The organism is Blastopirellula sediminis (assembly GCF_020966755.1).
Lineage (GTDB): Bacteria > Planctomycetota > Planctomycetia > Pirellulales > Pirellulaceae > Blastopirellula > Blastopirellula sediminis.
The window spans coordinates 1,230,106-1,247,244 of sequence record NZ_JAJKFT010000004.1; the positions used below are offsets into that span (position 1 = coordinate 1,230,106).

Consider the following 17,139-nt stretch of genomic DNA (forward strand, 5'->3'; position numbering starts at 1 on the left):
AGCATGTCTTCAATGCGTTGTAAGCAGGGCAAAGACATGCTCATCCGGCGAAGACGCCGCAAGAGCATGGCACCAAGGGGAGAAATAATCGCTACAGCATGTAGCAGTAGTGGTAGAGGAAAACGCCGGCAGCCATCGACACGTTGAGCGAATCGCTGCCGCGCTCCATCGGGATCGTCACGCGCCGATCGGCCAGGGCGATCACGTCAGCCTCTAGCCCGAATCCTTCATTGCCAAACAGCAAGGCGGTGCGTGAACAGCGCACCGCCTCTTTCTTTAGGTGCGTGGCCGATTCGTCCAGCACGGTGGCGATCAGCTCAAAGCCGAGCGACTTGGCGGTCTGCAATTGCTCGAGCAGATGGGGCGTTTCGACGATCGGAATCTTGAACGCGTGTCCTGTCGAGACGCGTAACGCGCGGCGGGAGAAGGGATCGCCGCAGCGATCGTCGATCAGCAGAGCGTCGGCGCCAAAGGCGCTGCTCGCGCGAATCAAACTGCCGAGATTCTCTGGATCGACGACTTGAGCGGCGACCGCCAGGGTGAGTCGCTCTTGATCGGGCCAGTCGACTTGTCGCAGGTCGGTCAGATCAGGTCGACGCCCGCACGCCATCACGCCGCGGTGAAAGTTAAAGCCGACCAGTTCTTGAATCTGCTGCCGCGGCAGACAGTAGATCGGCGTTGCTTCCCGCCCCGGCGGCAAGTCAGGAACCTTGGCTGGATCGTCGACCAGGATCGACTCGACCTCAAGCGTACTGGCGAGCAGACGCTCGACCAGAAAGCGGCTCTCGGCGATCAACAGGCCGGTATCGCGATGATCGCGTTTGCCAGCCAGGCCGCAATACGGGACCAGCCGCGGATCGTTTAACGTTTCTAGATGCTCGACGTTCATTCGCCCATTACAGCCGAAACTGGGGTAACTGGGCAACGACCCAAACAGAGGTCGGCGACGCAGCGAAACCAGCTTCGAAATAAAAGAGGGAGAACAAGTATAGCCCTGTTCTCCCTCTTCCGCCTATTGAATCCGTCCTCGGCAAATCTTGGTCGCCAAGCGTTCATGCTGTGCGACGTGCGCTGGGCGCGAGCTTAGTTGCAACCGCCAACGGTGCATCCGCCGGTCGAGCAACCACCGGTGGTGCAACCGCCAGTCGTGCATCCGCCGGTGTAGCAACCGCCGGTTTCGCAGCTGCTATAGCAGCGACGGCCGCAGTGGCGATGGCCGCGATGACGACCGAACAGGGCGACGTCCGAATCGCTCGACGCGCTGACCATCATCGTGGGCAGGGTGAGAGCAACGACCAGCGCGACGGTCGCAGCGACAACGCAGAAAACTCGAACAGCCTTTTGAAGCGAACTTGCCGACTTCATACCACAATCCTCCCTGTGAATGGGGCAAATAGAAAATACTTACCGGTTACAGAGTCTGAGTCGTACCGGCGAAGTTTATTGTTGCATGCGCGCCAACCGCTGTGGATGCCCCACGATCAGTCTGCGGGTTGCTAGGACTTTGTAGATTGCCCGAACTGCCAAGAAATTTGGACAAAGTTGCGGTGCGAAGCGCTCTGGCACGTCGCTTGCAATCACAACGTCATCGCTTGAATATGCGGAGTTCGTTTCCTTTCAAGCGATACTCCTATCCCTCAATGATGGAGCAAAATCATGAAGAACGCCTTATGTGACGATTTGCCGCATTTGTCCGCCAAAGAAATTGCAACGCGCTGTCAGGCGATCCGGATGAAGTGGAGCGGACTCGAAACGGAGCTCCGCAAGATGGATGGCGAGCGGCGCATGCGGGTGTTGGATCGTACGTTGCAATATGGCTCCGTCGAAGCTCCTGTGCGACGTCGTACAAAGCCGTCGCTCCAGTTCGTCCAATTGATTGCTGGTTAAAAAAAAGGCAATCGAAGATTTGGGGGAAAGAAAATCCCCCGGTCGCAGCATAAGATGCAAAGAGGACTTCCTCGTTCGTCTTATCGAAGGATATGCCGCCGTGAAATGCATCGCGATTCAATCGTACGGACCTGCGACGCGACTCCAGATGATGGAGATGCCGCGGCCTGAGGTCGGCCCGCATCAGATATTGATCCGGGTCAAAGCGGCCAGCGTCAATCCGGTCGACTGGAAACTGCGGAGCGGCATGGTGCGGTGGATCGTTCCGCTAAAGTTTCCCGCGATTCTCGGCTTTGACGTCGCCGGCGAGATCGAGTCGGTTGGCGCCGAGTTGAGCGGCAAATGGAACGTCGGCGAGCAGGTCTGCGGTTACGCTCCTTCTCCGCCGGGTGGATGTTACGCCGAGTTCGTAGCGATCGACGCCGAACATGTCTTGCGAAAGCCGGAAAACCTCTCGCCGATTGAAGGGGCGTCGATTCCGCTGGCGGCGTCGACCGCCTGGCAGGCGCTGTTTGACCTTTGTTCGCTGCGTCCCGGCGACGACGTTTTGATCAACGGCGCTTCGGGAGGGGTCGGTATCTTTGCGACGCAGATCGCCAAGATTCATCATGCGAAGGTGACCGCCGTCTGCAGCGGAAGGAACGAAGGACTCGTCCGCGAGTTGGGAGCGGACGAAGTGATTAACTATCACGAGGTCGATTTCACCCAGCAAAAGCAAAAGTACGACGTGATCTTTGACGCGGTCGGCAAAGCGTCGTTTCGCGATTGCTGCCGAGTGCTCGATCGGTATGGACGGTTCGCAACCACCTTACCGTCGGTCGAGACGGTCGCTTACTCCGTCTTCTCAAAGCTCCAGCGTCGCAGCTGCGGGATGGTCTTGGCGTCGTCTCGAAAGAAGGATCTGCAAGCGATCTACGGACTCGCCGAGCAAGGAAAGCTACGCACGATTATCGACGAGGTCTTCCCGCTCGACCGCGCGGCCGACGCGCATCGCAAGAGCGAAGATGGTCACGCGGTCGGAAAGATAGTATTGCAAGTGGCCGATTAGTCAGGGCGGTTAATCTTTGTCGCCGCGATCTCGTTCCAGCGCCTCGATGTACCAGGTCGCCACCGCGTGCTCTTGTTTACGAATGGCGATGATAAACTGAATCGCCCGATCGGCGATTTCGCCTGCCAATTGTTCGACCAGCCCTTCGTTCGGTTCGGCAATCTCGGCGGTGGCGGCGGCTCGTGTGAACTCGCTGAGAAAATGCTCCGACTCGGTACGGAGTCGTTCGTCTTCCGCACGCATCGTCAGTACATGCGATTCCAACGACGGATCTTCCAGTTCGATCTGTTTGTAGATGCTGACGTGATCTTTCAGTTTTTTCAGCAACGACTCTTGGACGGTGACGCAATTTGACTGGGCGGACTGGCACCATTCCGGCAGCTCACCGGGGATGATCGGCGTCTCAAGAAGATTTTCAAAATCTTCTAGCGCCTGATGAAGATCAGGCTTTGTTTCTACTTTTCCCATGGTTCTACATCCTCGCTCTCGGAACCGGTTTGACGCGCGTCCTTTGAGCGACCGGCTCCCCGGTCCGCCTAAACGCCCAAGTTCCGCGCTCGCTTTCCCACGAAAGAAAGCCACATACTTTTATTGTTCGTTTGCTGCGACGGAAGGGAAAGAAAATGACGCCCGACGTCGAACTGGAATCGGCGCCGCTGCAATCATTTGCAGCCACTTGCGAGGGGGCACGGCATAAGTCGGAGGCGACATGCGATTTCTCCCCAATTCGCTGGCGACGGAATCGGGCTGCGCGAAATTGGCGACCGTTCCTGCGGGAGATTAAGAGTTGTTCAGATTGCGGTCAATGGTTGGTCACCGTCGCGGCGCAGGAGGTTTTGGCCGATTGGCACGCTTCAAGGCGAAACTGGCAGTAGTAGGACGGCTGATCGCTGGGAAGAAATCCCGCCCTCGTTAGTTGCGATGCCGCCGCTTAGGTTTGCCAGAATGACTCGCGGTCCAACTGGCGACAAAGCGACCCGTTCGACGCTCCGGATCGGGCAGGAATTTGCGCGCTTCGGCAGCAGGACCCTCTGGCAATCTTTTGGTCAGTAGCGTTGTCTGTGGGATGCCGCATTCGAGAGCCGCCGCCGGCGTGATCCGAGGGCCTTACGGGACGACTAGCTTGTTCGCGGCCCAGACGTCATCTGCCGCATGGCGGACTCCAGCGGCCAAGCGATAGAGAGCCGACGCACCCGCCGCGGTGCTGTTGGGTTCGCTCGACCGACGCCCAGGCGTCAAACGATATCGGCCGGGAATTGGCGATTTGTGCGCCGGATTCACGCCGTTATTTCTCTGGGGATCGTCGTAATGGCGGAGGACTCGGTTCGCTCTGCACTGGCAGATCTCGCCCCGGTTTAGAAAAAGACAAAAAGTCGCAAAATCATAGGCGTGCGTAACGGGTCCCATCAGCGTCGCGGCGAAACGGCCTGCGATTGCCTTGATGCCGAAGAATTCGGAGTGCAGGGAGGTCCAATGGCAGGGAAAACGAACCGGAGGCGATCATGCGGGCCCGTGTTCTTGAATTTATGTTGTCTTGTTGGCTGACGGCCAGTCCGTTTATATTTCATCTTTCAGACTGCGCACGCGCACTATGGTGGACCGCTTTGGTCGCCGCCATCGGCGTTGGCGGCGCCTCCCAATTAACCGGTTGACTCCCGACAGCCCTGTGAACGCTTGTTCATGTGCGTCGCGGCGTCCTGGCTAGTCGGCTTCAGGCGTTTCGGCTTGAAAGGGTCGCCTCGACCAGAAATGCAAAGAGAGATTGTCGTAGGGCTACAGTAGCTCATGTTTGCGCCATTTCCGAGTCACGCCGCATCATCGCCCCGGTTCCGGTACTCCGACTCCGTCAACTGCTTTTCCCCGAGAGACTGAGTAACCGAAAATAACCGACATACCTAAGAACCAAAGGTTCTCACGACCTGAGTTTCCTACGAATTCGTCGCGCACCTTCCTTTAAGGCTCCACCACTACACGGGAACGACCCGACCAATGCGCACACCACTTTCGAAACGTCTTGACATTGATGTTCAAAACATGGCCTATGCAGCCGAGCTGCTAGACGCCTACCGGGAGGATCCCAACAGCGTTCCGGATGACTGGCGCGAATTCTTCGGGCAACTGCCGAAGGCCAACGGCGAACCGGACGGTTACGCCAGCCTCGCTCCGCCGATCACGACCTCCAGCATGTTCAATCCGACCGGCGCAGCGGTCGAAGTCAACGGCGGACATGTCGCTAACGGCGGCTACGTCGCAATCAAGGGGGAGAAGGCGGGGAGCGCCGACGCTCTGTTGCAACATAGCGTCGACCGAATGATCACCGCTTTTCGCGCGTACGGTCACTTGCACTCGCGGCTCGATCCGCTCGGCCTGACCACCACGCCGGCGGCTCCGCTGTCGCCCGATCAGTTCGACATCAAGGATAGCGACCTCGATCGCTCGGTCTACGTCGACCGCGACGGCGAGATCGTTTTGACGACCGTCCGCGAACTGTTTGAACGTATGCAGCGGGTCTACTGCGGCGACGTCGGCATTCAGCTGCAGCACATCGACGACCACGTCGTTCGTCGCTGGCTGATCGAACAGGTCGAAGGGGACGATCGCAACACCTCGCTCGATCGCGACACGCAGCGGCGCATCTTGCAGCGTCTGACCGAAGCGATGGTCTTCGAAGAGTTCGTCCGCAAAAAGTACCTCGGCGCCAAGACCTTCTCGCTGGAAGGTTCGGAAACGCTGATTCCGCTGCTCGACCTGGCGATCCATGGTTTCGCCGAGCAAGGGGTGCGCGAGTTGGTTCTGGCGATGCCTCACCGCGGTCGCTTGAGCGTGCTGGCCAACGTGATCCGTCAGCCTCCCCGCGAAATCTTCTCGCAGTTTGAAGACGCCGATCCGCAACGTCACATCGGCGGCGGCGACGTGAAGTACCACATGGGCGCCAGCGGCGATTACGTCGCCTCGTCGGGCCAGAAGGTTCACGTCTCCCTCTGCTTCAACCCGAGCCACCTCGAATACGTCGATCCGGTCGCGATGGGCCGTATGCGGGCCAAGCAGGATCGCCGCGGCGATACCGAACGCCAACTTGGCGCCGTCGTGCTGATTCACGGCGATGCGGCGTTCGCCGGCGAAGGGGTCGTGCAGGAAACGTTGAACCTCAGCCAGCTGACCGGTTATCGCACCGGCGGTACGCTGCACGTGATCGTCAACAACCAGCTTGGCTTCACTACGCAGCCGCACGACTCGCGTTCGACCATTTACGCGACCGACGTCGCTCGCATGCTGCAGTCGCCGATTTTCCACGTCAACGGCGAAAACCCGGCCGCCGTGTCGCAGGTCGTTTCGCTGGCGCTCGAATTCCGCCGCGCGCATCAGCGCGACGTCGTGATCGACATGTACTGCTTCCGCCGCTTCGGTCACAACGAAACGGACGAACCGAGCTTCACCCAGCCGCTGCTCTATCAGGCGATCGAACATCACCGCTCGATTCGCGATCGGTTCCTCGACAACCTGGTCGAACTGGGGCAGTTTGAAGTGCAGGAAGCGGATGAGATGCTCACCCGCCACCACGACTTCCTCCAGACCGAATACGAAATCGGTAAGGACCTGGTAGTCGAAGACCGCAAGCCGCAGAACGCTTGGGAAGGGTACTTCGGCGGTCCGCAGCCGGCGATTGGCCTGGACGATCCCGACACCGGCGTGCCGATCACGAAGCTCTCGAAGATTCTGCACAAGCTGACCGAGATCCCGAAGGGCTTCCACTTGCATCGCAAGTTGACCCGTCAGATGGAAGCGCGTCGCGATATGGCCGACGGAAAACGTCCGCTCGACTGGGCTTCGGCCGAAGCGTTGGCCTTCGCCAGCTTGTCGATGGCCGGTCGTCGCGTTCGTCTGTCCGGTCAGGACGCTCAGCGCGGTACGTTCAGTCAGCGCCACGGCGTGCTGCATGACGTCGTCACCGGCAAGACGCACAGCATCTTCTCGAAGCTGTCGCCCGATCAAGCGCCGGTCGAAATGGTAAACAGCCCGTTGAGCGAAGTCGGCGTGCTCGGCTTTGACTACGGCTATAGCTTGGACTTCCCCGAAGCGCTCGTCGCGTGGGAAGCGCAGTTCGGCGACTTCGGCAACTGCGCCCAGGTGATCGTCGACGAGTTCATCTCCGGCGCCGAAGACAAGTGGAACCGCCTCAGCGGCATCATCATGCTGCTGCCGCACGGCTACGAAGGGCAGGGCCCAGAACACTCCAGCGGCCGCTTGGAACGCTTCCTGGCGATCGGCGCCGAGGACAATATCCAGGTCGCCTTCCCGTCTACGCCGGCTCAGTACTTCCACTTGCTCCGTCGTCAGACGTTGCGAAAGTGGCGTAAGCCGCTGGTGATTTTCACTCCAAAGAGCCTGCTGCGTCATCCATCGGCGGTGTCGACGCTCGAGGAATTGGCCGACGGCGAATTCCAAAACATTCTACCCGACGTTACGGTCGATCCGAAGAACGTCCGCCGCATCATGCTCTGCTCCGGCAAGCTCTACTACGAACTCGACGCCTATCGCCACGAGCATGGGATCGACGACATCGCGATCGTCCGGATCGAAAAGCTCCATCCGCTCCGCAGCGGCGAAGTGGTCGAAGCTCTGGAAGAGTACCCGAGCGATTGCCGCGTTACCTGGGTTCAGGAAGAGCCGATCAACATGGGCGCCTGGCCGCACTGGGCGACGCGTTTCTCTGGTCACCGCATCGGCGACCACGAACTGCACGTCGTGGGACGTCCTCGTTCGGCGAGCCCGGCGACCGGCTCGAAGAGCGCTCACCTTTGGGAACAAGCGGACCTGCTCGAGCGAGCTTTCGCCGACTAACCGCGCTGTCGATTCAACTTGTACACTCACCAATTAGCCAACCAGAATTTTTAAAGAAACCAATGAGCATTGAACTCAAAGTGCCCGACCCGGGCGAGTCGATCCAAGAGGTTCAAATCGGCCGCTGGCTGAAGAAAGAAGGGGACGCGGTCAAGGAGGACGAGTTCCTGGTCGAGCTCGAGACCGACAAAGCTTCGATGGAAATGCCCGCTCCGACCCAGGGCGTGTTGCGTGAAATCTTCAAGCGCGAAGGGGACCTGGTTACCGTCGGCGAAGTGATCGGCATTCTGGACGATGGCGCCGCGGCCGAAGCCCCCGCCGCCGCTCCGGCCGCGAAACCGGCCGCCGCCGAAGTCGAAAAGCCCGCTCCGACTCCGGAACCGACCCCGGCGCCTGCTCCGTCGCCGCGCGGCGCTCGTCCGACGATCATCTCTTCGTCGTCGACCGCCGCCAAATCGGCGCCGAGCACCAACGGCGAATCGGAAAACGCCAAGTACGAACATACCCGTCCCGAACCGAAGAAGCCGGCCCCCGCGCCGGTCCCGGCTCCGGTCAAGACGCAGGAAGTTGCGCCGCGCGTCGAATCGAACGTCGCTCCGCAAGCGGGCGAAAAGATCGTGCCGATGCCGCTGATCCGCCGCCGCATCGCCGAAACGCTCAAGGGCGCCCAACAGAACGCCGCGCTGCTGACGACCGTCAACCAGGTCGACATGTCGAACGTCATGGCGCTGCGAAAGAAGTACGGCGAATGGTTCCTGAATCAATGGGGCGTCAAGCTCGGCTTCATGTCGTTTTTCGTCAAAGCGACGATCGACGCGCTGAAGCAGCAGCCGGCCCTGAACGCCGAAATCCGCGACGGCGACAAGATCGTCTACCGCGACTTCTATCACATCGGCGTCGCGATCGGCAGCAAGAAGGGCCTGGTCGTGCCGGTTCTGCGTAACGCCGAACGGATGCGTTTCGCCGAGATCGAACTGGCGATCGCCGACTTCGCCGCTCGCGCCAACGAAAACCGTTTGAGCGCGGCCGAACTGTCGGGCGGCACCTTCACGATCTCCAACGGCGGCGTCTACGGCTCGCTGCTGTCGACCCCGATCGTCAACCCGCCCCAAAGCGGCGTGCTCGGCATGCACTCGATCGAAGAACGCCCGGTCGCTCGCAACGGCGAAGTCGTCATCCGCCCGATGATGTACTTGGCGCTGACCTACGATCACTGCATGGTCGACGGTCGCGAAGCGGTTCTCTTCCTGAAGCGGATCTGCGACGCGATCGAAGAACCGGCCCGCATGCTGCTGGAAGCGTAGGCCTCCGGCTGCAAACCGCGAAACTCCAAACGGCAGCGAGGCCAAGCTTTCGCTGCCGTTTTTTTATGCGCACACCTCCGACACTAGCCCGCAGCGCAAGCAAGGGAATGCGTCCGGATAACAATCGACGGCCGCTACAGCTTCCTCATCCGCCGCCGCGCCGCCTCTTCCGCCGCGGCCGACATTTCCTGCGCCGGTGCAGAACCGCCAACAGCAGCGGGGTCATGTAGGTCGATTTCGGACTGGCGTTGCGAGCGATGCAGCGGCGATTTTAACAGGAAGAGGCTCAATCCGATCCAGACGATCAACGTAGCGATCGCAATTCCGATCTTTGTCGGCGTTGGCGCTTGCTCCAGGAAGCCTGATAAGGTGGCGATCAAGAAACAGAAGCCCAGGAAGGGGACTGCGATCGCGCACGCTGCAAGGCCTGACAGCGCTAGATAACCAAGCACGATTTGGGGATTAACGCCAGGGGAATACGGAAGGCAGATCGCCGGCGATTCCGTCGACTTGTGCGCCAGCAGTTTGTCTCGCAGGGCGATGGCGTCGTGGATCAACGTCGCTCGGTCCTCGAAAAAAAAGACCACCGCAGGGATCCAGACCAACAGGTGGCTATCTGCGAATTCAAATTCCACGCGGTGATGCTCTTTCAGCCATTGCAGCGTCGGCGAATCAAGCATCCGTTCAAACTGCCGGTGGTTGGCAGGGTGGAGCGGGGTTACTGCAAAGTTCTGGTTGAACCAATTCAGCAACTCCTGCTCCTCGGGCGTCGCCGATGTTGCGCTGCCAATGGGTTGCGAATGTCCAAACCGCGAACCAGGCCAGGCGTCAGCATGCATGACGAAAAAGCGGAGGTCATCGTGGGGGCCGATCGGAATGGAGACGACCGTTTGCGAAATCTTTCGATTGTCAGGGGGGCGACTGGGGCCGTCCGGATCTCTGTTGGAGAATTCAAACTTGGGGACGCCGTGCGTCTCGTAGGTGAGCTCATAAACGTCAACGTCCACCCCTCCGTGCTGTTCGCGGGAAAGTTGCCCGATGCTGACTTCGCGATAGTTAAACAGACGAGCGTCGTGAAAGACGTCCTCCAGGGACGCTTCGACTTTCGTGGGAGTTCCACGTTCGGAGAAATGCACGATGGAATCCGTTAACCGCTTGCGATCGGCCCACTGCGTCACGATGAAGCTGATGACGGCGAACAGCACGGTCGCGATGACGGCCGCTGCAATTTGGGCCCAATGACCTCCTCCCCATAGATCGAAAACGTCCGAGAAAATCAACAACGTGCTCATGGGAGAGACCTGCAGTGGTGTTGCATTCGTTGCTGGGCGAGATTTCTGACGCCGCTAACTACATCTTCCTCATCCGCCGCCGCGCCGCCTCTTCCGCCGCAGCCGACAACTCGGCGGCGTCCGTTGCTCGGCCGACCGCCGCCGGGTCATGCAAGTTCATGCCCGCGACCGAGTGCGATCGCCGCATCAGCCATTTAAAGATGAAGACGGCTGACCCGCCCCAGACGAGCATTGTCGCGGCCATCAGCCCGAACATTATCGGCCCGGGCGCTTGCTCGATCAGTCCTGATAGACCAATGATCAAAAAGCCGCATACCGAGAAAACGACAGCGACGCCCCACGATCCGAAGCCGGAGATCGCCAGATAGATAACCAGGTTGTGCGCGTTTGACATCGTCGGCGCTTGGACGACGATGGCCGGCGAATCGCTCGATTTGTGCGCTGCTAGTTTTCGCATTAACGCGACGGCGTCATTGGCGAGCGACTCGCGCGCCGCTGGATTGGCGACCGTCTCCGGTATCCAAACGAGCAGGCGGCTTTCAGCCAATTCGAAAGCGAGATGCTTGCGAGTTTTTAGCCAATTCAGCAACGAAACGTCTAATAGCTGTTCGATTCGCGTCTGGTTGGCGGAATCGATCTGCGAGACGGCGTAGGCCTGGTTGAACCAGTCGACCGACTCGCGATCGTAGGCGGTTGCGTGTCTCCGGCTGTCGATCTTTCCCGTCAAGCCAAGCAGCCTGGCGAGCTTGCCCGACCAACCATGTAGCGGAGCGACGGTGAAGCGAAGTCCGTCATGCGGTCCGATCGGAAGAGAAGCGACCGTTTGCAAGATGGTCCTCGTCTCGGTTCCTCCGTCGCCATTGCTGGTCGTCGACTCGTAGGAAAGTTCGTAAACCTCCGCTTCGACGCCGTCGTACGTGGCGCGAGAAAGTTGCGTTATTTGCACGCGGTGATTTTGAAAGAGACTTGCGTCGTGAAAGACGTCGCCGATTGCGGCTTCCGCTTGAAAAGGAACTCCCCGTTCCGCGTAGTGTTTTCGGTTTTCTTCCAGTCGTCGCCGGTTCGATCGCGCTGTCCAAATCGCCGATACGATCGCGATAACGATCGACGTCAGGACTACCGCGCCGATGACCATCCAAAAGTAACGGTCCAACCCGCCGAATCCGGCTGCGAAAATCAAGGTGGCGTACATGGTGGTAATCCGAAATGGCCTTTACTTGTAGCGGCTCCAGCCTAGCGACGCGTAATCGCTATCGCCGCTGCTTACGGTTTCCTCATCCGCCGGCGAGTCGCTGCTTCTTCCGCAGCGGCGGATCGACTTGTCGCGAGCGAACTGCCGACGGCGGCTGGGTCATGGAGATTCATCTCCGCGCGTGTTCGCGACGACCGCGTGATTAGTTTCAGTAGGAAATATCCCGATCCCAACCAGATCACGCTGGCAGCGACGAGGATGACGATTGTCGTCTCCAGCGGGACTTGCTCGAGCGCGCCAAATGCGAAGGCGCTTAAAAAGCTCGCGATCAACACGATACTCACAATTGGCGTCGCGCCGAATGCCGATACGAAAATGTTCACCATCAGGCTTGGAGGAGTCTGGACGATCGGCTTATCGACGAAGATGAGCGGAGGGACTCGCTCTCTTTTCTGTCGCAAGGTGCGCATCAGCTCGATAGCTTCCTGGGCCAACGCTTCGCGCGCCGCGGTAGCTACGACCGTCCCAGGAATCCAGACCAGCAGATGGTTATCGGCGAATTCGAATTCCAGATGCTTGTGCGCCATTAACCAAGAGAGCACGGTTAAATCAAGCGTCTGTTCGACCTGCGTTCGGGTCGTGGCTTTGAACAGCCTTACGCCGAAATGCTGATTGAACCAAGTAGACGCAGCCTCCTCTTCAGGCGTTGCGTTTTGGGCGATTCGGAGGGAACGGAACAGGCCAAATGGTTTTGCGCATTTGCCATTCCAACCGCCCACACGTGTGACGCCAAAGCGGAGACCGTCGTGCGGTCCAATCGGCAGCGCGACGACCGTTTGCGAAATCTGCCGCGAAACGGACTCGTTTCCGTCGGTTTGGCCGAACTGAGTCACGGTCGACTCATTGTCGCCGGAATCGTAGGTTTGATACGTCAGTTCATAAACGTCAGCTGTGACGTTTCCGTACTTTTCCCGCGATAGTTGCCCGATGCGGACGTTGCGGTTCGTAAACAGATCGGCGTCGTGAAAGACCTCTTCGATCTCCGCCGAGACTTCAAAGCGAATGCCGCGCTCGGCGTAATGCTCGCTATTGGCCGTCGCCCGCTTTCGGTCCTCTCGACTCTTCGCGATGGTCGTGACGATGGCGAGGATCACAAATCCGAGGACGATGGCGCCGCTCACGATCCAAAAGTTGGGGTCCCATGGCATGAGATCTTTCGCAAGGATCGAGAGTGCGCTCATCGTAGAGACTCGTAGTGGAGCGCCAACGTGTTGCATCCGCGGGCGGTCGAAAGTTTCGAGCGAACGCTTGCCGCTGGCTTCGACGTTATTTTATCTCGACGACGGATTACGCAATCGGCAAACTGATCGAGATTTGCCGTAATGAAATCGGGAAGGGTTTTTAGCGAATTGGCAAAGTGCCCATTAACCAAGGGGGGGTGGTGAGGGACGATTCCCCTGGGCGACGAAGCGACGCTTCGCTTGCTAGAGGGGATTTCTCGGAATATAACGGACCCCGGTACTCAGTTCCGCATGCCGAACTTCGTCTTCGCTTCTTGGTAGTCCCGTCGGCCAGGCTTGGAAAGCCCCTAGTAATGCCAGCTCAACTCTTTGCATTTGCCGCGATCCTTTCCCTTCTCATCGCCGTGAGTCCGGCCTGGGCTCAAGAGCCGAAGATCAAGGATCCCGCGATTCAGGCCGCATGGGAAAAGTGTCTCTCGGATACCGCGAATGCAAAGAAGTCTCTCCAAGATCAACTGCAATCGAAAAAGGAAACGGCGGTGCTCCGCGGCGATCTAGAGCTCGTCGACGTCGTGACGAAAGAAACGGCTGCGTTCAAGGAGACTGGCGCCCTTCCTACGACGGTCTCGACCGATCGCTACGTGAGTGCGCTGCAGCGTGCGATTGCCGGGCTGGAAAACGCCTACGAACGCGTCATCAAAGAAATGGTGCGCGACGGCAAGGTGGAAGAGGCCCGCGCCGCTCTGGAAGAAATTGAACAGTTGAAATCGTCCAAAGCGTTTCAGCCTGAATTCGCTGCTGCGGAAGTTGAAATCATCTCCGGAGCTGAAAAATTTCAGACGCTCGCCAACGGCGGCAAAGCGTTGTCCGATCGAAAGTACGTTTGGATCGACGTGCCCCAAGACTTTTCGCTCAAGCGCTTTGCACGCGTCGCTGGCGATGGGAAGGGGGCGATCGTAGTCAAAGTCACAAAACCCGGTTATGCGTATTTTGCCTTGGCGGAAAAGGCGGCCCTGCAGACCCCGTTCATTCGCGAAGGGGAATGGGAGCCGACCGGGGAGAAGTTTGCATATAGCGATCGAACGAGAACGGTCCTGTATGTATTTCGACGCGTGGTCCCTGTCGGACAATATGAAATCCCACGTCTTGGTTTTACTGGACCGACCTGGCTTGCCCCTTGATTACCTTAGGCAAGTTTTTTTTCGGCGATGGTTTCGACAACGTAGGAGTTCGTCAAATCGACGGTCCGGTTGGACGACCGAATTGAACGACCGACAAGCAAGGCCGTAATGCCGACTTCCTGCACTCTGGCGAGAAGGATCATTGCCTTGGCTGTGGCAGAGGAGTACCTTGAAATTTGCTGGGGCAGGGTAGAGCGAATCGGCGCGGTTCGCTCCCCATCAGGTACGGTGTTACCGAACAGAGGAGTCTGCCCGATGGTAAAGCAGCTTTCTTCGGCGTTGGTCGCCATCTTGGTTTTCGGAACGCTCGCTCACGCCCAAAGTCCCTTCGCCTCCAGCCGCTCCTTTGGCGGACCAAGCTTCGGAGCCGGTGGATTCCGCGCGCCGAGCGTCATTAGCCGGCCTGGCTACCCGACGTATGGCGGCAGAATGAACTATTCCGCTCCGAACACCTACGGCGGTTTTCGCTACTACCAACCGGGCGGCGGCATGACCTACAGTTCGACCAGCGGCTACAGCGGACCCGACTACTACAACTTCTACCTGTACAACGGGCCGCGGAACTACATGACGAACAGCACGTTCTACCGTGGGCCGAATCCCGCCTACGGCTACCAGCCGGGCGCCTTTAGCCCGCCGAGCGCCTTTGGGGGTGGTGGAACCGCGTTTGGGCATTGATTCTAGGCAGCTCGATCTCAGCGCCCCCAGCGACGATCCGCCGTAAGAACGAACCGCCGCCGCCGGAACCATCCGGGGCGGCGTTATGCGTTCAAGTCTCTCTTTTTCGCCAAAGTCCATGAATCGGCAGGAATTTTGACCACTTGTCGGCCTCAATTCCGCTTCTGTTTGTGGTAGGCGAATGACGGATCGCCCTTTTCACGCGGCTCAGGGTACGGATCTCATTCGTACGTATAGGGTTAAGTGTCAATGTGGCGGCAAGTTGTGCGTTGGCCGGAACGACGAAACAGCTTCTCAAATGCACGACAACGCGGGCAGGTGGAGAAGTTCTCGCCTTACGGGGCGAACAGGGGCAGAGAGGAATAGGGAGAGAAAGATGGAGTCAGGGGTGATGGGGCCTGCGGTGATTCCGCTGACGCTGATCGTTAGCGGAATCGTTTGGAATACGGCCTGTTATATGATCGCTGGGAGGCCAGAGCCTTCGACACCGCGCGCGGATCGGTTGCGTTTGGTTGGTTGGATCGGCTACGGACTAGCGTTAGCGGTCGCAGCCGCGCTATTCGTCATACGATGGTGGTGACGTAGGAAACGCCGTAGGTCAGCTTTTCGCTCGAATTCGCCAGAGCCAAACCGCCGCGGCACAGGCGCCCAAAGCCGTCGACAAATACAACGCTTGGCGTCCAACGCCAGCCGCTTCCGGCGTCACCGCAAAGAAGAATGCGGCGATCAAGACGTAGAGGCCCGCACAAAACAGGAGGACGTTCTTGCGGTCTTGAGATGTCATGCGCTCTGCCACAACCCGCAATTTTTTTGATGCACGAATCGATGTGCGAACGATTTACAAACGAACTGGCGCCAAAGCGATCAGACTGGCTCGTGCGCGATCAACGAGCAGCGTTCGCGTGGCGATTCGCCGCTAACTCTAGTGGTGGATACGCAACGTGTTGATCGCCGCAGCGACCTGCTGATCGAGATCCGCCGCGGCGTCGATCTTGTGACTCTCCACGCCTTCCGGATCAGGTTCCTCCCGTTGTTGCTGTGCCGCCAAGATATCCAAGTGCGATTCCGAGAGGGAGTTCCCTTCCTGGGCTCGTCGCACGATTCGCACTTTGGCGATCTCTTCCGGACACTCGCAAACCAGCAGCGCCGGCGTCGCGTTGTGTTGTTCGGCTAACTCGACGGCGCGACTTCGCTGGGCCGCAGTGAGAAACGTCCCGTCGATGATGGTTGAATGCCCTTGTTGCAAGCGCTCGGCTGCGGCGGAAAAGAGTTGGTCATAGACGAACTCCCGATTTTCCGGACGATAGATCGCCTGGCCGTAACCGGCGCGCTCGTCGCTAGCGCCGAATAACTCGCGGCGAATCGCGTCGGTTTGCAGATGGTCGACGGCGTAGGTTGCGGCCAGACGCTCGGCCAGCGTCGTTTTGCCGCTGCCGGTGAGCCCGCGGATGATGATCAATTGCGGACGGCTCAACTGCCGGGCCGCTTTGTCGGCGATCTCCAGCCGCGCTTGTGCGCCTGCGAGCAGACTTCGCTGTACGTCTTCCGGCGCCGCGCCGGCTTGGATCGCGTTTACCTTGGCCCGCACGCAGGCCCGGTAACTGCGATAGAAGTGAGAGAGGGAGTCAGGCGGGTTGTCGTCGCTCGCTCCTTGGTAAGCCTCCAACAAAAACTCGCCAATCCAACCGGCGCCAAGCGTTTCGCATTCGACTGCAAAGAAACAGAGTTCGTCCCACAGATCGATCCGGCGGTAGTCGGCGTTAAACTCGATGCAGTCGATCACGACCGGTTCGGCGAGCAGAAACGCATGTTCAGGACGTAAGTCGCCGTGACCTTCCACAATTCGCCCTGACTCGACCCGCTCGTCAAAGAGATGGGGATGATGAAGGAGCAGCCGAAGCTGCGCTTGATGAATCCGGCGAATTGCGCCCTGATCGAGCGAAACGTCGCTATTGGCGAGATCATGCAAATTGCTGCGAACATGCTCCTCGAAATGGCGGCGATACTCGGCAGGTGCAATTTCTAGCGGAGGCTGAGCCGCGTAGAACCGCGAAAGGGTTTTCGCGAGCGGTTCGATGTCGTGCGGCTTCAGACGCTCTTCCGCAATCAGGCGGTCAAGCGAGCGATCGGCCGGCAGCCGCTTCATCTTCACCAGCCAATCGATGGGCGTCCCCTCGCCATCGATCGCCAAGCCGGCGTCCGACTGGGTGATCGGGACGACCCCGAGGTACGTATCACCTCCCAGACGGCGATTCAGGCGCACTTCCGCTTCGCACGCCGCACGGCGCATTTGCGGCGTGTGAAAGTCGAGAAAGTCGAACCGGACCGGCTTCTTCAGCTTGTAAGCGAACCGATTGGTCAGAAAGATCCACGAAATGTGCGTCTCCAGACGCTCGACGCGGGTTGTGCCGTCCGCATAGGCGGACGGCGTCATAAGCCACTCGACGAGGGCGTCGGAATCAATCGACATATCG

The 17,139-nt window shown here is 59.1% G+C and carries 15 protein-coding genes; 6 read left to right on the plus strand and 9 right to left on the minus strand.

Annotation, left to right across the window (positions count from 1 at the left end; translation table 11 throughout):
* Nucleotides 1-91 precede the first annotated feature (91 nt).
* Nucleotides 92-889 carry a TrmH family RNA methyltransferase gene (locus LOC68_RS08705; protein ID WP_230217771.1) on the minus strand — a complete coding sequence of 266 codons (798 nt, stop codon included), beginning with the start codon at nt 887-889 and terminating at the stop codon, nt 92-94.
* 194 nt (nt 890-1,083) lie between these two features.
* The gene (locus LOC68_RS08710; protein WP_230217773.1) at nt 1,084-1,365 is read right to left on the minus strand and encodes a hypothetical protein; all 282 of its coding nucleotides are present in this window, start codon (nt 1,363-1,365) and stop codon (nt 1,084-1,086) included.
* Between the two features lie 291 nt (nt 1,366-1,656).
* On the opposite strand from LOC68_RS08710, the gene LOC68_RS08715 reads away from it, so the two are divergent.
* Nucleotides 1,657-1,887: a hypothetical protein gene (locus LOC68_RS08715; RefSeq protein ID WP_230217775.1), complete on the plus strand. Its 231-nt coding sequence runs from the start codon at nt 1,657-1,659 to the stop codon at nt 1,885-1,887.
* Nucleotides 1,888-1,987: 100 nt separating this feature from the next.
* On the plus strand, nt 1,988-2,935 hold the full coding sequence (locus LOC68_RS08720; RefSeq protein WP_230217777.1) for an NAD(P)-dependent alcohol dehydrogenase: 948 nt from the start codon (nt 1,988-1,990) through the stop codon (nt 2,933-2,935).
* 9 nt (nt 2,936-2,944) lie between these two features.
* On the opposite strand, the gene LOC68_RS08725 is transcribed toward LOC68_RS08720, so the two are convergent.
* Nucleotides 2,945-3,403 (minus strand): hypothetical protein, encoded by a 459-nt coding sequence (locus LOC68_RS08725; RefSeq protein ID WP_230217779.1) that lies wholly within the window; start codon nt 3,401-3,403, stop codon nt 2,945-2,947.
* Between the two features lie 1,521 nt (nt 3,404-4,924).
* Between LOC68_RS08725 and LOC68_RS08730 the strand changes: the two genes are divergently transcribed.
* Both LOC68_RS08730 and odhB read left to right on the plus strand, forming a co-directional pair.
* Nucleotides 4,925-7,777 (plus strand): 2-oxoglutarate dehydrogenase E1 component, encoded by a 2,853-nt coding sequence (locus tag LOC68_RS08730; RefSeq protein ID WP_255671101.1) that lies wholly within the window; start codon nt 4,925-4,927, stop codon nt 7,775-7,777.
* Between the two features lie 62 nt (nt 7,778-7,839).
* Complete coding sequence (gene odhB, locus LOC68_RS08735) at nt 7,840-9,081, plus strand: 2-oxoglutarate dehydrogenase complex dihydrolipoyllysine-residue succinyltransferase (protein WP_230217783.1); 1,242 nt, start codon at nt 7,840-7,842, stop codon at nt 9,079-9,081.
* Nucleotides 9,082-9,215: 134 nt separating this feature from the next.
* On the opposite strand, the gene LOC68_RS08740 is transcribed toward odhB, so the two are convergent.
* From LOC68_RS08740 to LOC68_RS08750, 3 genes are all read right to left on the minus strand, one after another.
* Complete coding sequence (locus LOC68_RS08740; RefSeq protein ID WP_230217785.1) at nt 9,216-10,373, minus strand: hypothetical protein; 1,158 nt, start codon at nt 10,371-10,373, stop codon at nt 9,216-9,218.
* Nucleotides 10,374-10,431: 58 nt separating this feature from the next.
* Nucleotides 10,432-11,565 (minus strand): hypothetical protein, encoded by a 1,134-nt coding sequence (locus LOC68_RS08745; RefSeq protein ID WP_230217787.1) that lies wholly within the window; start codon nt 11,563-11,565, stop codon nt 10,432-10,434.
* Nucleotides 11,566-11,636: 71 nt separating this feature from the next.
* Entirely contained in the window at nt 11,637-12,806 is a 1,170-nt protein-coding gene (locus tag LOC68_RS08750) for a hypothetical protein (protein WP_230217788.1), read from the minus strand.
* 353 nt (nt 12,807-13,159) lie between these two features.
* Between LOC68_RS08750 and LOC68_RS08755 the strand changes: the two genes are divergently transcribed.
* Nucleotides 13,160-13,987 carry a hypothetical protein gene (locus LOC68_RS08755; RefSeq protein ID WP_230217790.1) on the plus strand — a complete coding sequence of 276 codons (828 nt, stop codon included), beginning with the start codon at nt 13,160-13,162 and terminating at the stop codon, nt 13,985-13,987.
* Nucleotides 13,988-13,992: 5 nt separating this feature from the next.
* On the opposite strand, the gene LOC68_RS08760 is transcribed toward LOC68_RS08755, so the two are convergent.
* Complete coding sequence (locus tag LOC68_RS08760) at nt 13,993-14,277, minus strand: hypothetical protein (RefSeq protein WP_230217792.1); 285 nt, start codon at nt 14,275-14,277, stop codon at nt 13,993-13,995.
* A 139-nt stretch (nt 14,278-14,416) separates the two neighbouring features.
* Here LOC68_RS08760 and LOC68_RS08765 point away from each other — a divergent pair, with 139 nt between their 5' ends.
* Complete coding sequence (locus tag LOC68_RS08765) at nt 14,417-14,665, plus strand: hypothetical protein (RefSeq protein ID WP_230217794.1); 249 nt, start codon at nt 14,417-14,419, stop codon at nt 14,663-14,665.
* Nucleotides 14,666-15,263: 598 nt separating this feature from the next.
* Here the strand turns inward: LOC68_RS08765 and LOC68_RS08770 are convergent.
* A complete protein-coding gene (locus tag LOC68_RS08770; RefSeq protein ID WP_230217795.1) occupies nt 15,264-15,449 on the minus strand; it encodes a hypothetical protein in 186 nt (61 codons plus the stop codon).
* A 138-nt stretch (nt 15,450-15,587) separates the two neighbouring features.
* Nucleotides 15,588-17,135, minus strand: a complete 1,548-nt coding sequence (locus LOC68_RS08775; protein WP_230217797.1) for a bifunctional aminoglycoside phosphotransferase/ATP-binding protein — start codon at nt 17,133-17,135, stop codon at nt 15,588-15,590.
* Nucleotides 17,136-17,139: the final 4 nt, after the last annotated feature.

Bases quoted from the DNA above. Each gene is read 5' to 3' on its own strand.
- LOC68_RS08730 (WP_255671101.1), top strand. From the start codon at position 4,925: ATGCGCACACCACTTTCGAAACGTCTTGACATTGATGTTCAAAACATG.
- LOC68_RS08740 (WP_230217785.1), bottom strand. From the start codon at position 10,373: ATGAGCACGTTGTTGATTTTCTCGGACGTTTTCGATCTATGGGGAGGA.
- LOC68_RS08710 (WP_230217773.1), bottom strand. From the start codon at position 1,365: ATGAAGTCGGCAAGTTCGCTTCAAAAGGCTGTTCGAGTTTTCTGCGTT.
- odhB (WP_230217783.1), top strand. From the start codon at position 7,840: ATGAGCATTGAACTCAAAGTGCCCGACCCGGGCGAGTCGATCCAAGAG.
- LOC68_RS08760 (WP_230217792.1), bottom strand. From the start codon at position 14,277: ATGGCGACCAACGCCGAAGAAAGCTGCTTTACCATCGGGCAGACTCCT.
- LOC68_RS08745 (WP_230217787.1), bottom strand. From the start codon at position 11,565: ATGTACGCCACCTTGATTTTCGCAGCCGGATTCGGCGGGTTGGACCGT.
- LOC68_RS08775 (WP_230217797.1), bottom strand. From the start codon at position 17,135: ATGTCGATTGATTCCGACGCCCTCGTCGAGTGGCTTATGACGCCGTCC.
- LOC68_RS08755 (WP_230217790.1), top strand. From the start codon at position 13,160: ATGCCAGCTCAACTCTTTGCATTTGCCGCGATCCTTTCCCTTCTCATC.
- LOC68_RS08715 (WP_230217775.1), top strand. From the start codon at position 1,657: ATGAAGAACGCCTTATGTGACGATTTGCCGCATTTGTCCGCCAAAGAA.
- LOC68_RS08725 (WP_230217779.1), bottom strand. From the start codon at position 3,403: ATGGGAAAAGTAGAAACAAAGCCTGATCTTCATCAGGCGCTAGAAGAT.
- LOC68_RS08765 (WP_230217794.1), top strand. From the start codon at position 14,417: ATGAACTATTCCGCTCCGAACACCTACGGCGGTTTTCGCTACTACCAA.
- LOC68_RS08770 (WP_230217795.1), bottom strand. From the start codon at position 15,449: ATGACATCTCAAGACCGCAAGAACGTCCTCCTGTTTTGTGCGGGCCTC.
- LOC68_RS08750 (WP_230217788.1), bottom strand. From the start codon at position 12,806: ATGAGCGCACTCTCGATCCTTGCGAAAGATCTCATGCCATGGGACCCC.
- LOC68_RS08705 (WP_230217771.1), bottom strand. From the start codon at position 889: ATGAACGTCGAGCATCTAGAAACGTTAAACGATCCGCGGCTGGTCCCG.